The following is a 13,315-nucleotide window of genomic DNA, read 5'->3' as shown; positions in this document are numbered from 1 at the left end:
CAGTATTCATGAAGGTTTATCAAACGAAAACGTTGGCAAAATGATAAATACTATCATTTTTTGCAAATATAAAGGATATGGGGGATAAATCTTTTACTAAATTTTTATCAAAAATTTTACCTACGTTCATTGCCTGTAATAAGGCAATCCAATGAGCAACAGGGAGCAACCCGCAATCCTTCCGCCACACTCTTCTTACAGCAGATAAAAAAACAACCCCCTCGCCAGGACAAAAAAATGTCTCGCTTGGGGGCCATACATTCATAGCAACACAACCCTCTTACCTTTTCCATTTTGTGTTAATGGTTTGCTGGAGAAGGTTGTTTTGATTTTGAATGTAGGTATCGCTATATTCGTATTTTTTGTAATAAGTTTTGTTTTGCTGTTTGAGTAGGCCGACAAGCCGATCATAGGTATTTTCGTCCGGAATATGGAACGAAAGGATTGGCCCGAGCTGTTCATTTGCGTGCAGGGGTAGTTCCCTTGTGTAGGCAAGATGCCTTAGAATTCGGTTTTGAAATTCCGGCGACCCGCTCCATTTTTCAATATCGCCTGATTCGATGACATAGTTTATGTTACCTGTCCCATCAATTTCCGCCCGGCCCATCTCCAGATAATCCATAAGAGACAGCCCCATGATGGAGAAAGATGTAGGTCTTCCCTTATTTAGCTGCTGCTCTGATTGAATCATCGTCCAAACCCTTACCAAATTCCCTACTATCAGATGTTCAAAAAACGGTGACCTTTTTCCTGTTGTTCCGATGTACACTTCAATGTCGATTCCGTCCCAGTTGTTCGCCCTAGTGAACGTTATGAAATCCGCCTCTTCCCCGTAAAAACAAACGAACAAGGGGATGAAGCGGATGTCGCCGTTCATACCCAGCTCATCCGAAGCCAGTAATTCCCGATTTATCTCAATGTGAATCATCTCCTGCGGCAGATTGTACGCATACCGCTGATTCCCGTTATAGTGGAGCAATTGCTGGAGCGTGTTTTCCGCAAGCGAACTCCACAAGTCAAAGACAAAACTCCTGTTCAGCATATCCCTATTATCTGCAGGCAATAGGATAGTCCCCGAGTCCTCATAAAATTCCCGAGGGAGTGGCTTTAGAGTCATAGCATCGAAGTAAAGGAGCCTCCTCGATTCAGCATCATAAATTTTTTCCCGCTTATCATATGACTCCGCACCGTTCCTCAATACCCGGTAACGCCCTTCCGCGTTTTTAATGTGGCCTATGGATTCAAGGTGCATAAGCACTTCTGCGAGGATTCGTGATTCGCCGGGCAGACCGAGCCTGCTTGCCAATTCCTGTTGTGTTGACACATTACCTTCATGAAGGAAGCGGATGATGAACCATTCGAGGCTTTCATAGGGCTCGCTCATCCGCTCTTTCAAAATGACGGGAAGGTTGTAGACAGGGTAATCCAGCTGAATCAGCCTTCCGAGCGGCCCCGGGTTTTGCCTGTTCCGCATGATGCCTAGCGGAGATTTTATACGAGCTGTCGCCATGGTACTTCACCTTCCTTCAATAGCGACTTGCCATCTACATACTGTCCGTGCTTGCGGATATATCTGCCCATATTTTTAAATAAAGCTGCGGAACGTTTGTCATTCGCGCCCGCGAGCGTTCCCAAGTCCCCAATTAAAACAAGCAGCGATTTGCAACGGGTCATCGTCACATTCAGGCGGCGGAGCTCCCTGAGAAACCCGATTTCAAAATCAGGGCTGCTCCGTGTAAAGCTGAACAAGATGATTTCCTTCCCGCGGCCCTGAAAACTGTCAACGGTATCGATTTCCACCTCGGAAACGATTGCGCGAATGGCTTCGGTTGAAAAACCCGCTTCCTTCAGCAGGGCTGGCAAATGCCCTTCGATTATCTGCTTTTGCTTTTTATATGGTGTTACAATGCCGATTTCCCCAGGCTTCCTCCCATATTTCAGGATTTTAATAAGTTCCTGGGCCGCCAAATAAGCTTCAAGCTGGTTGAAATAAACAAGATGGTCTTCATCCGGGATGCACTGCTGGAATCTCTCTTCACAATGAACCGTATCAATGAAGACGAGCGGAGATGCGTACAGGTCCCAGTCAATCGTCCGCTGCTGCGCGGTTACACCCGATTTGTATTCCCCGTTGTAAAACTCGCCGGAAATGAATGAGGCCACGAGCGGATGCATCCTGAATTGTGTATCCAGCATCACCTTATGGGAAACCGGTGCATTGTAATACAGCTCTTCAAATAGGCTTTTCTCAATCCAGTCGCTCGGCAATCCCATTTCCCTGAACTCTTTTACCAAATTGGCGTCGGAGACCGGTGGCAGCTGCATATGGTCGCCAATTAAAATGACTTTTTTGGCGCGGGCCATTGGCACAATCACGTCAAAGATGGTGATTTGTCCGGATTCATCAATGATAACCGTATCAAACTCGGTATCCCTAAATTCTAGGGAAGTATCAATGCCGATGCATGTAGCTCCAAGGACCGGCACACTACGGAGCAGCAAAGGGTACAGTGATTGCTGCCTTTCCTGTAGTTCATCAATCCAATCGGCTGAAATCGACGTTTGCTTTTGGTACGTAGCCAGCCTGTGGGCGGCAGATTGTTGAAGAAATCGCCAGCGCTCTTCCTCCGCCAGTTCCCGTACTTGTTCGGAATCGAGATAGCCATTCAATTTTGTTTCAAGCATTAGAAAATAGGCGTTTTCCTGGCTTTCCTCCTCGGCAAGCCGCCCGAGCAGCCCCTGATACATTCCATTTCCGGCAAGCGCCTGGCTTAATTTCGCTTCAGCCTTCGCCTCGAGGCTCTCCGCTTTAATTTTTATAAAAGGAACAAGGTCCCTGGCCTTCCTGAGTACGGCCAAAGGCCCGAACAAGTGGAACAGTTTCCACTTTGAATTCTTTTCAATCTTTCCAAGGCTGCGCCGAATTTCAGCAGTCTGCTTGTGAATCTCCTGATAACGGCCAATATCGCCGGATATCGCCGTGAGCAAGCGGTTAAACGTCTCTTCCTTCTCACGTTCCCGTTGAAGAATTTGCTGATCGCCGGCGCAGCGGCGGATCATATTTTCCTGAAGCTTGATGGCGACCTGGTCGAGCAGGACATCCTTAACCTTGGCAACCTTAACTTTTTCTTCTCGGCCGATGCGGACACAATCAATTCCATCGTCAATCAATTGCTCAAGCACATTGTCGACAGCTAGATTGTTTTTCGAACTGATGAGCACCCGCTCCCCTTTTTCAATCAGGCGGCGGACCATCTCGACGATAATGGTCGTCTTTCCTGTACCGGGAGGCCCCTGTACGAGCATAAAATCATTGGTTGCTACCGCCTTCTCGACTGCCTCCCCCTGCTTTGGCAGAAGTGTTCCTCCTTGCCTTGCCACGGCAGTTGGTGCCTGATAGCCCTCAAACTCCTTGTGGACAAGGTAGTTCAATAATTTTTCATTCACGCTCTGCCCGTCAATAAGCTCCTGGATGGTCCTTTTTTGGACGCGGTAGGTAGTATTGTTAGGCACCACCAATAAATAGCCCCGTTCCGGTATTTTTCCATAGTCGACACTATGGGCAAAGGACAGGACCGTTTCGTTTTCATCCGAACGAATTACCTTTCCGACAATCAAGCCCTCATACGATAGCGGAAACGGCTCTGCGGAAATTGCCAGGTCATTGTAGGCATACTTGTCCTCGATTGTCGCCCTGAAGGAATACGAAACTCCCTTCACCTGGGAGGAGGCCGCCTCACTGAACCTGTCGTAAAAGAAATACTTCTTTTTGGTTTCAGCAAAATCGGTGTCTTCCTGTTTATCAATCATCTGGACAAGCTTGGCAGCCCATTCCTGTTCCGCCTGCTTCCGCTCTCGTTGCTCAAAATTGTCCTCACGTGTATCTTTTTGAAGCTGGCTGAGCTTTTGCGAAAGCTTATACAGGTCGGCAAAAACGAAAGCAGCGTTACGGTTCTTTTGCATATTGAAATTTTCCCCAGAAAAAACAAAAGGCTGTTCCAGCAAAATGAGCCTAACTCCGTAGCGGACCATCCGGGTACGGTCGGCGGCATTGCGCTTTTTCACCCCATTGACGCGGAATGCGGCATTCCTATGGCCTGGGCTGTCATATTTTTTACACAAAAGTTTGTAATCCTTCGTATGGAGCTGCATATTTTCCTCGCCGCGGACCTCTGCCCACAGCCATTCACTCTCTTTCATCTGAGCGAGGATAAGCTGCACATTCCCCGCCTCCCCGGCAGATACCTGGAAATTCAGGATTCCCGCGGCACGGATGGTCCTGCCTGCCAGGGCGTCCCCGACGATGCTGGTCATACTGCCACCTCCACTCTTTCCAGCCTTCTGTAGACTTCATGCATGGAACGGGGCCTTTTTTCCGGCTCAAATTGCATGCAGTGAGCCATCAAATCCTTCAAATCCACAGGAATGCCCGGGTTCTCCGGGAATTCAAGTACGACAGTGCCTTTTTGTAAAATTTCCCCCTTTTCAAAAGGGCGCGTCCGGTAAACCAATAAATAGAGCAGCACCCCGAATGAAAAGATATCGTATGCGGAGGTTGGCCTGTGGTGAAGATAGGCTGCTTCCGGAGGTGGAAAGACATCGGTTCCCGCCTTTAAAAGAACCCCTACTCGCTGATAGGAAAGGCCAAAGTCGATGATTTTGATGTTGCCGCCTCCGTCCAGGAAAATATTATGGTCCGATAAATCCCTGTGGATGATGCCAAGCCGGTGGATTTCGCTGTAGGCTCTTGCTATTTTTGCAGCGATACAGATCCGCTGATTGAGCGTGAAGCCATCTGAAAAAATGAGTTCATTCACCGTTGAGCCGTTTACCTTCTCCATTGCGAAGATTACCTCGAAGTCGTCGATGAAAAATTCCTTAATTTTGGCTGTGCAATCAAGCTGGAGGAGATTCCTCATAATCCGTATTTCCTCCTGGAACATATTTTCAATCATGATCCGCTTTTTCTTATTTTTCATATCGGCGGGGTCAATCAGGAAGATTTGCTTGATGACAACCTCTTCACCTGTCAGGCGATGCTTTCCGAATGATAGGAACGACTCATAAAATTCGGTTTCCTTTTCTGTCCCGGGAATAGGGTCAAATATGTCGTAGCTATCGTAGAAGTTAGGGCTGAACATCATATCCCCCAAAGATCACTTAGAAATTCCCAGCCAAAATCCCGGTCCTTCTGGCTGATGCTGATCAGGCTTTCCACCGCAAAGGCAAATTCTTCGGACACACCCGGGACAAGCTTGTCCAGCGTGTCATGCTTCAAGTCTATATCGGATTTATACGGATACTTCCCTGCCAGGAATTCGTAGGCGATTATTCCAAATGAATAATAGTCTGTATGAAAATCAATATCCACCTTCCGTTCCTCGACATTCGTTTCCGGAGCGGCGTAGGCATTCTTTTCATCAAAGGGGATTCCCGCCCCGACGGTCGGCTCGCCGACAATCCTCGAATAATCAAAATTAATGATCTTTATTGTTTGATCATCCGTGTAGAGAATATTGCGAGGAGTCAAAGCGCGGTGGAATACTCCCTGACTGTGTATGGATCGAAGCGCTTTGTACAATTCCTTGAGCAGTGCCATCTTCTCGTCAAGCGGACGCGCTTTTTTTATCAAGGTGAAAAATGAAGTGTGGTCCACCCATTGGGTCGTCGAGCAAATGTAATCGCCATATGTAAATGGACTCGAATGATAATAAAGGACATAAGGATTGTCCTTAAGCTTGGCCCGCACCTTCGTATCCCGTTTCGTGATAGTCAGGAACAGCTCCTGGTCTTCCTTCAGGAGTGCCGGATTGATTTCGTGAACCTTTAGGAAATACTTTTGATCAAAATCGTCCACTGCCTCATAAACTTGGTAGTTGGATTGTTCGAATAGCAGGCGCTTTGTCACGTACCCGCTGACATCGATATTGATGGACTGCCTTGTAAATTTTACTTCGCGGATGCCGAACGACTCGTACACGATATGAATGTCATTCGGAGACAGTTCCGGATGGCCTTCCATCCATACTTTCGAAATCGTATCCATATGGTGAATGACTTCATTGGTCCCCCCTTGGTCGATTTCGTATGTAAGCTCGTTTCTCGGGCTTGTGAATAAGATGACCGGCCGGACCGATACCCGTTTCCCCAATCGCCTCTGCGCCTTCCGGTTCACGAATGAATGGAGGGTCCTCGACTGTGTTGCAGCCTGGATAATTGGATTATCGACCGTTTTTTGCTCACCGGTAATGGTCCTTGTCACAAGCTTGGTACTTAAATTGCTAATCGGAGTAACAATCGTTCCCCGATAGGATTTCATTTCAATGTTAAAAATTCCCTTCGGACAAATCAAGATCACATCCATTTCCTGATCCTTGATATATCCATCCTTCGGCACAAGCGCGCCGACAATGATGACATGGTTTTCCCGCGGCAGCTTATCTCTAAGCTCCTGGATTGCCCGCTTCTCATTCTCTTTTGGAACTCCAGCAAAAACAACCTTGGATTCCATTCTAATCCCCCCAAACAAGTAACTAATATTTCCTAATTCGACAATAACCTCCAAATTCCTTTATTTACATAAAAGTCAGAAATTTTCCTGGAACATGAAAACCTCTTTTTTTATCCAAGTACAGTGCCTGGTACCTTGCAAAAAAATTAAAATTGTTTAAAGTGTTTGACTTTTTAATTTTTCGGCGGTAGAGTAGGACACAGGAAATTCAAAAAGCGAATATGTGTACCTTCTTATCAAGAGAGGTTGAGGGACTGGCCCTATGACACCTCGGCAGCGGACATGTTTGTCTGTGCCAAATCCAGCAAGCGCGGCTTGATAGATGAGAAGAGGCGAACTTGATCAATTCTGTCCTCTTCTTTATGAAGGGGCTTTTTATTTTCCTAAAACATCACCCCATACTATTTCATTCTTATCCAGAGAGGTTGAGGGACTGGCCCTATGACACCTCGGCAGCGGACTCCGTTTGGAGCTCTGTGCCAATTCCAGCAGGCGAAAGCTTGGGAGATAAGAAGAGACCCTTACTTGCGTATGTGCAAGTGTGTGCCCTCTTCTGTCCCCCCAGAAGAGGGCTTTTCATTTTCCGAAACGAATGGCGGCGGAAAACAGGTTGAACAGCTGACGGATTGGGCGTGGGCGCAAAGCAACTTTTACCAAAAAAAAGAAACAAAAATACATATGCAGACAAGGAGGCAGGCAGATGATTGAGTTTCAGCAGGTACGGAAGGTTTACGGCGAAGGCAGCGGAAATCAGGTTGCCGCGCTTGATGGGATTGATTTGAAGGTGAATACTGGGGAGATTTTTGGGGTTATCGGCTTCAGCGGCGCGGGAAAAAGTTCGCTGATCCGCTGCGTGAACCTGCTTGAACGGCCGACTTCCGGCAAGGTGATTGTCGACGGGAATGACCTTACCTCCCTTTCGGCAAAAGAGGTGCGAGGAATCAAGCGCAACATTGGGATGGTCTTCCAGCATTTCAATCTCCTGAATTCAAAGACGGTGTTTGCGAATGTGGCGATGCCGCTCATTCTTGCAAAAACACCGAGTGAAAAGATTAGGAACCGGGTTTACGAGCTACTTGAGTTTGTGGGGCTTGCCGATAAAGCGAACAGCTATCCGGACCAGCTTTCCGGCGGGCAGAAGCAGCGGATTGGCATTGCCCGCGCATTAGCGACGCAGCCGTCGATCCTGCTTTGCGACGAGGCTACTTCAGCACTAGACCCGCAGACGACGAGCTCCATCCTTCAGCTTTTGAAAAAAATCAACAAGGAATACAACATCACGATCCTGATTATCACGCACGAAATGTCGGTCATCAGGGAAATTTGCGACCGGGTGGCGGTAATCGAGGCAGGTAAAATCATTGAGCAGGGGTCCGTATTCGATGTGTTCTCGGCTCCGAAAACGGAGACTGCAAGAAATTTCGTGAGCTCGGTCATGAACGACCGCATTCCGGATTCGGTCAAAAAGCTGATTGAGCAAAACGCCGGACTGCAAAAGGTGTACCGAATAAATTTTGTCGGTAATTCTGCCGGCCAGCCGCTTCTATCCCAGCTTGCGAAAAAGTTCGACCTTGATGTGAACGTGCTGTTCGGAAATATTACCGAGCTGCAGGGGACGCCGTTCGGCAATCTAATCGTCGAGTTCCAGGGAAGCGAGAAGGAAATCCTCCGCGCCCTCAACTATATTCACCAGCAGAATGTCAACATAAAGGAAGTGAAAGCACATGCTAGTTAATTCGGACCAAATCATCGAAGCTCTTATTGAAACGCTGCAAATGGTGGGATTTTCGCTTGTGTTCTCAGCGGCACTTGGCATCCCGCTTGGAATCGCGCTGGTTGTCACGCGAAAAGGGCATTTGCTGGAAAACGCGCCTGTTTTCAATATTCTTAATGGCACGATCAACGTTTTGCGCTCGGTTCCTTTCATCATTTTGCTTGTGGCTATCATTCCAATTACAAGATTCATTGTCGGTACGTCAATCGGAACGGCGGCAGCGATCGTCCCGCTCGTTTTCTACGCGGGTCCATATATTGCAAGGCTGGTAGAAAATTCGCTTCTTGAAGTCGAGCCCGGGGTTATTGAAGCAGCCCAGGCAATGGGTGCTTCCCCATGGCAAATCGTGTTCAGGTTTATTTTGCCGGAAGCATTGAGCTCCCTCATCCTTGCCTTCACGATTGCGACAGTCGGTCTGATTGGAGCATCGGCGATGGCAGGTGCAATCGGCGGCGGCGGCCTTGGCGACCTGGCGATTACATACGGCTACCAGAGGTTTGATACGAAAACAATGCTGATTACAGTAGGAATATTGATTGTGATGGTCCAGGGCCTGCAGTCAGCCGGAAATATAGCAGCAAAGAAAATCAGAAGACGATAATCAGGAGGAATTCACCATGAAAAAACTTGTATTAGCAATCCTTGTCCTTGTACTTGCAGTGTTCGGTGCGGCATGCTCAAACTCTTCATCTGCCAAGGGAGATAAAACGGTAAAAGTGAAACTCGGTGTCAGCGGCACAGATCACCGCGTTTGGGATTTCGTAGCGGAAAAAGCAAAGAAGGAAGGAATTGAAGTAGAAATCCTCACTTTCTCAGACTATGTCCAGCCAAACCTTGCCTTAGCGGAAGGTGAATTGGATGCAAACTCGTTCCAGACCGTTTCTTATTTCAATGCATTCATCAAAGAACATAAGCTTGACCTTGTTCCAATTGCAACAACGCAAATCGCTCCAATGGGCCTCTATTCCCAGAAGTACAAAGATGTAAAAGATATTCCAAAAGGCGGCAAAATCGCACTTGACAATGAAGCTACCAATATGGGAAGAGGGCTTGCCCTTCTCCAGGAAGCAGGGTTGATCAAGCTTGAGGAAGGTTTTAACGGCATCGGATCCCTTAATAAAATCGTAGAAAATCCAAAGAACCTTGAATTCGTTACGATGACTGCGGGCCATACGCCAAGAGTGATGCCAGACGTTGCCGCATCGATTGTCAATAACGGCATTGCCGTTGACGCAGGCCTGACACCAAGAAAAGACGCAATCTTCCTGGAAAGCGAAACAGCCACACCATATATCAACATCATCGCTGTCCGTGAAGAAGACAAAGACAACAAAACCCTGAAAAAGCTCGCAGAACTCTACCAACAAGACGACGTAAAAGAATTCATCGAAAAGGAATACAAAGGCAACTCCATCCCAACCTTCGTCCCACTCAGCAACATTGGGTGGTAAGTGAAGCAGGGGACGCAATGAAGCAGTGAGGCAGGGGACGTTTCCTGAGGCAGGGGACGTTTCCTGTGCTTCATTCGGTTCCCGAAATTGTTTCAAGGAGAAGCGTTGGCACATACATTAGCTAATCGGAAGTAATTGGCTAAGACACTGAAATTTTAAAATCGATATTTTAGGACGAGCAGAGAGAAAGACCCCCTTCCCCTCTCCGTACAAAATCAAAAGGAGGAAATACCATGGCAGCACCAGCAAAATCCGTAACCGATTTTAAAAATTCAATCCTTGAAAACATTGAAACGAAGAGCGGCCTTTACATCGCGACAAGCCAGGCAATCCACGCCCGTCCGGAAATCGGCAATCAGGAGTTTTTCGCAGCCTCCCAGCATATCAAGCTTTTGGAGGATGAGGACTTTGACGTGGAAAAGGCTGTAGCTGGCCATGAAACCTCCTTCGTCGCACGGAAAAAATCAACGAAGCCAGGTCCGGCGATTGCTTTCCTAGCTGAGTATGACGCGCTTCCGGGAATCGGCCATGCATGCGGCCATAACATCATTGGCACAACGAGCGTCGCAGCGGCCATTGCGTTGAGCAAGGTGATTGATGAAACGGGCGGCGAGGCGGTCGTGTTCGGAACCCCGGCTGAGGAAGGCGGACCGAACGGCAGCGCAAAAGGAAGCTTCGTCAAGCACGGGCTAGTCGAAGGAATTGATGCCGCACTAATGATTCATCCATCCGGCGAAACAAGGCTGACTTCGACCTCGCTTGCGGTCGATCCGCTTGATTTTGAGTTCATCGGAAAACCCGCACACGCTGCAGCGTCACCGCATGAAGGAGTTAATGCACTTGACGCTGTCATCCAGCTGTTCAATGGCATTAACGCCCTTCGCCAGCAGGTGACCAGTGATGTCCGCATCCACGGCATTATCACGCATGGCGGCGATGCGCCAAACATCATCCCGGAATATGCAAAGGCGCGCTTTTTTATCCGTGCTGCAACACGAAGCGTATTGAATGAAGTAACCCGCCGTGTCAGAGCTGTCGCGGAAGGCGCGGCACTTGCCACGGGTGCCAAGTTGAACGTTATCGCCTTCCAAAACGAAGTCGATAATCTTCTATTAAATAAGACATACGATGCTGTGTTCAAGGAAGTCATTGAGGAGCTTGGGGAAACTGTAGTTGTTGGTGATCGCCCTGGACTCGGTTCAACCGACGCCGGGAACATCAGCCAGGTTGTTCCGACCATTCATCCGTACATCAAAATCGGTCCGGATGACCTCGTTGCCCACACAGTACCATTCCGCGAGGCCGCCGCTTCGCCAAAAGGCGACGAGGCTTTAATCACTGGTGCGAAGGGGCTGGCTCTCACTGCACTGAAGCTCGTGATTGACCCCGAAGTACTCGCGGCTATAAAGGAAGAATTTGTTGAGAGAAAAGCTGCGGAATGAAATAGTCTAAATGATAAAAAAGCAGAAACCTGCCCGCTAAGATAATATAGTGATTACCGTGGGAAAGTTCTTAAAGTATGTATCCCCTGCTTTGGATATGCAGAACGGCGGGCTTACCGAATCAAGCGATAGTGAAAGAAAACAGCTTCCACTTTTAAAAAGATGGAGGCTGTTTTTGTGTGTGCCGGAACTAATTCATGGGCTTGGACGATAATTAATTTTATTCCCTCTGCGGGACATTATTTAAGGAAGATGCTCGCTAAAGGCGGCGTACCTTATCTAAGCTAGCGCTCTCTGCTAACTAATAGTGAAAAACGAAGCGGCAGAACGGCCCATGTTGTCGTTAATCCAAGATCTTTAAGGTGTTTGTGCTGTTTTCAAGGAGCTCGGCGTAGCCTTCCTTAATAAGAATGGAAGGGATATATTTGCTGAGGAGCCTAATGTGGGCGCGGGCGTGTAACCAATTTCGGAGGTTGTTAGGTGCTTCGCCTTCCTTTGGCGGATAATCCAGCTGGATGATTTGTCCCGAGAAGTTTTTTAATAATTCCTGATATATTTCCTTCGATACGAATTTACTGCTGTTGTACTTTCCATAAATAATCTTCGTTCCTTCTTCCACGGAGCCCTCATACTTAAATTTACTATTTCCCTTAATGGTGCTCATGTGAATAGACGTATCTTTCGGTATCTTTAGATTTTCAAAATACTCCCGCATGTCATCATCGTCAGTGTGCCAGTAATCATCGTAGGAATCTGAATAATCATGGTTGTCAAAACGGGGGCCTTCATCGAGAAATGTTTCTATGCGAAAAGGGGCGGCACTTTTTTTCGGGGAAATTGAAGCGGTAACTGAACTGTTGCGTACTGGATCATCAAGCAGACGGAAAACCTCCATAACAACATCGGGGCTTCTACCGGTCTTCTTAAAATACTCTATGACTTCATACCAGTTCCAAAATAGAATTTCATACTCGCTCATTGGATCTTCACCCCAGCTACTAAAAAACTCGCTCATGTACTTTCCTCCTCTTTTAATCAATGTGAACAACCAAAACGACTTACAAAAAAGAGCTATTTAGGAACAAAAGATACCTCTAAAAAATTCCCCACCTCCAAAAAAATAACCATCTCAACTTAGTTAGCAGAAAACAACACAACTTAAACTACCATTAATAAAGGCGACGGCCCTTCTGCGGCATTCCACCACCGGATACCGGTTGGAGCCGCCCCCTTGGTTCACACATACTCTAGATTCTTTACACATTAGCTAATAGATTAAAGGTTTGTTATATTCAATCTCACTTAGACGAGCCTCATACCAATTAAATTCCCCATCTTCTTCAAACCAGATGACAGTTGCTTTTTCGGGGATTCTCCACCCATCAAACTCTTTAGTCCCTGTATATCGTCCGCCCCAGTCGTTGAGTTCGAACTTGCCATTCATTTCCCTGTAGCGCTTCCCTTTAAAGCTCTCAATGTTCCCATTTTCCGTGAATGTAAAAATTCCGGATACTGTAACCCCTTTATATTCCATTGTTGCTTTCGCAGAATTTTTATCAATTCCTTCCCATTTAACATAAGGATCAAGGGCAGCGCTTGGAAACCACGGAATTTCAGCTAAATAACGCATCAGGGTACCCGAATCAATCTCGGCTGCATTTGCATTCACAACCGGAATGAGGGAAAAGAGTTTGATTTTCATGCTTCCTTTACCAGACTTAAAAGTATCAATACCAGACAAGTGAACGAGAGGAGCCATCTTTACGTCTGCTATCCAGACAAACCCGGGTTCATCCACGGTATAATACTGTTCCGCTTTGACGGGCAGCCATGGCCCATCTTTTTTCGTCCTCATTTGCCCTTCCTGCTTTAAGCGTACTGCTTTAATTCGCTCCTTCCCTATTGCGTTTGAACTTATCAGCCAATTCTGGACCGGGGATGGAAGGCCTTTTATATCATTTTTATCAATGGGGGTGGAACTCTGTACATCATAATCCTTAAACAAACTATTAGCGCTTGCTTCCGACTGTTTGATAAAAAATACTTTAGCGATTCTAGGGAGCACGATTACTACTAAGAGGATAATTACAATAACAGCCAACGCTACCAATTTCCACTTTTCCATGTGTTACCCCTC

The 13,315-nt window shown here is 47.2% G+C and carries 10 protein-coding genes and 2 riboswitches; of the genes, 4 read left to right on the top strand and 6 right to left on the bottom strand.

The genetic code is table 11. The features are described from left to right. Positions 1-280 precede the first annotated feature (280 nt). The 4 genes from AR337_RS18695 to AR337_RS18680 are packed head-to-tail and all read right to left on the bottom strand — an operon-like array spanning position 281 to position 6,511. The gene (locus AR337_RS18695) at positions 281-1,510 is read right to left on the bottom strand and encodes a hypothetical protein (protein WP_059173551.1); all 1,230 of its coding nucleotides are present in this window, start codon (positions 1,508-1,510) and stop codon (positions 281-283) included. Then, complete coding sequence (locus AR337_RS18690) at positions 1,492-4,314, bottom strand: AAA domain-containing protein (RefSeq protein WP_059173550.1); 2,823 nt, start codon at positions 4,312-4,314, stop codon at positions 1,492-1,494. The genes AR337_RS18695 and AR337_RS18690 overlap by 19 nt, the downstream gene beginning before the upstream one ends. Beyond that, the gene (locus AR337_RS18685; RefSeq protein WP_059173549.1) at positions 4,311-5,141 is read right to left on the bottom strand and encodes a protein kinase; all 831 of its coding nucleotides are present in this window, start codon (positions 5,139-5,141) and stop codon (positions 4,311-4,313) included. Before AR337_RS18685 ends, AR337_RS18690 begins: the two co-directional genes overlap by 4 nt. Then, a complete protein-coding gene (locus AR337_RS18680) occupies positions 5,141-6,511 on the bottom strand; it encodes an NERD domain-containing protein kinase family protein (protein ID WP_059173548.1) in 1,371 nt (456 codons plus the stop codon). The genes AR337_RS18685 and AR337_RS18680 overlap by 1 nt, the downstream gene beginning before the upstream one ends. A 230-nt stretch (positions 6,512-6,741) precedes the next feature. Continuing rightward, positions 6,742-6,840: riboswitch (SAM riboswitch) on the top strand. 80 nt (positions 6,841-6,920) lie between these two features. Next, positions 6,921-7,025, top strand: a riboswitch (SAM riboswitch). Positions 7,026-7,211: 186 nt separating this feature from the next. On the opposite strand from AR337_RS18680, the gene AR337_RS18675 reads away from it, so the two are divergent. The 4 genes from AR337_RS18675 to AR337_RS18660 all read left to right on the top strand — a co-directional run bounded on the left by AR337_RS18675 (position 7,212) and on the right by AR337_RS18660 (position 11,178). Next, positions 7,212-8,246 (top strand): methionine ABC transporter ATP-binding protein, encoded by a 1,035-nt coding sequence (locus AR337_RS18675; protein WP_059173547.1) that lies wholly within the window; start codon positions 7,212-7,214, stop codon positions 8,244-8,246. Then, positions 8,236-8,886 (top strand): methionine ABC transporter permease, encoded by a 651-nt coding sequence (locus AR337_RS18670; protein WP_059173546.1) that lies wholly within the window; start codon positions 8,236-8,238, stop codon positions 8,884-8,886. Before AR337_RS18675 ends, AR337_RS18670 begins: the two co-directional genes overlap by 11 nt. A 16-nt stretch (positions 8,887-8,902) precedes the next feature. Continuing rightward, positions 8,903-9,736, top strand: a complete 834-nt coding sequence (locus tag AR337_RS18665) for a MetQ/NlpA family ABC transporter substrate-binding protein (RefSeq protein ID WP_059173545.1) — start codon at positions 8,903-8,905, stop codon at positions 9,734-9,736. A 233-nt stretch (positions 9,737-9,969) separates the two neighbouring features. After that, positions 9,970-11,178, top strand: a complete 1,209-nt coding sequence (locus AR337_RS18660; protein WP_059173544.1) for a M20 family metallopeptidase — start codon at positions 9,970-9,972, stop codon at positions 11,176-11,178. Positions 11,179-11,521: 343 nt separating this feature from the next. On the opposite strand, the gene AR337_RS18655 is transcribed toward AR337_RS18660, so the two are convergent. Continuing rightward, positions 11,522-12,193, bottom strand: a complete 672-nt coding sequence (locus AR337_RS18655) for a hypothetical protein (protein WP_059173543.1) — start codon at positions 12,191-12,193, stop codon at positions 11,522-11,524. A gap of 252 nt (positions 12,194-12,445) precedes the next feature. Then, positions 12,446-13,303 carry a DUF6544 family protein gene (locus AR337_RS18650; protein ID WP_059173542.1) on the bottom strand — a complete coding sequence of 286 codons (858 nt, stop codon included), beginning with the start codon at positions 13,301-13,303 and terminating at the stop codon, positions 12,446-12,448. Positions 13,304-13,315: the final 12 nt, after the last annotated feature.

Origin of the sequence: Bacillus sp. FJAT-27445 (assembly GCF_001510665.1) — a bacterium.
GTDB lineage: Bacteria > Bacillota > Bacilli > Bacillales > Cytobacillaceae > Bacillus_D.
Note: the sequence above shows the minus strand (reverse complement) of the source record. Positions and strands in the feature narration are given on the sequence as shown.

Coding starts and splice junctions, on each gene's coding strand:
- AR337_RS18665 (WP_059173545.1), top strand. CDS start 8,903: ATGAAAAAACTTGTATTAGCAATCCTTGTCCTTGTACTTGCAGTGTTC.
- AR337_RS18695 (WP_059173551.1), bottom strand. CDS start 1,510: ATGGCGACAGCTCGTATAAAATCTCCGCTAGGCATCATGCGGAACAGG.
- AR337_RS18670 (WP_059173546.1), top strand. CDS start 8,236: ATGCTAGTTAATTCGGACCAAATCATCGAAGCTCTTATTGAAACGCTG.
- AR337_RS18680 (WP_059173548.1), bottom strand. CDS start 6,511: ATGGAATCCAAGGTTGTTTTTGCTGGAGTTCCAAAAGAGAATGAGAAG.
- AR337_RS18675 (WP_059173547.1), top strand. CDS start 7,212: ATGATTGAGTTTCAGCAGGTACGGAAGGTTTACGGCGAAGGCAGCGGA.
- AR337_RS18655 (WP_059173543.1), bottom strand. CDS start 12,193: ATGAGCGAGTTTTTTAGTAGCTGGGGTGAAGATCCAATGAGCGAGTAT.
- AR337_RS18660 (WP_059173544.1), top strand. CDS start 9,970: ATGGCAGCACCAGCAAAATCCGTAACCGATTTTAAAAATTCAATCCTT.
- AR337_RS18690 (WP_059173550.1), bottom strand. CDS start 4,314: ATGACCAGCATCGTCGGGGACGCCCTGGCAGGCAGGACCATCCGTGCC.
- AR337_RS18685 (WP_059173549.1), bottom strand. CDS start 5,141: ATGTTCAGCCCTAACTTCTACGATAGCTACGACATATTTGACCCTATT.
- AR337_RS18650 (WP_059173542.1), bottom strand. CDS start 13,303: ATGGAAAAGTGGAAATTGGTAGCGTTGGCTGTTATTGTAATTATCCTC.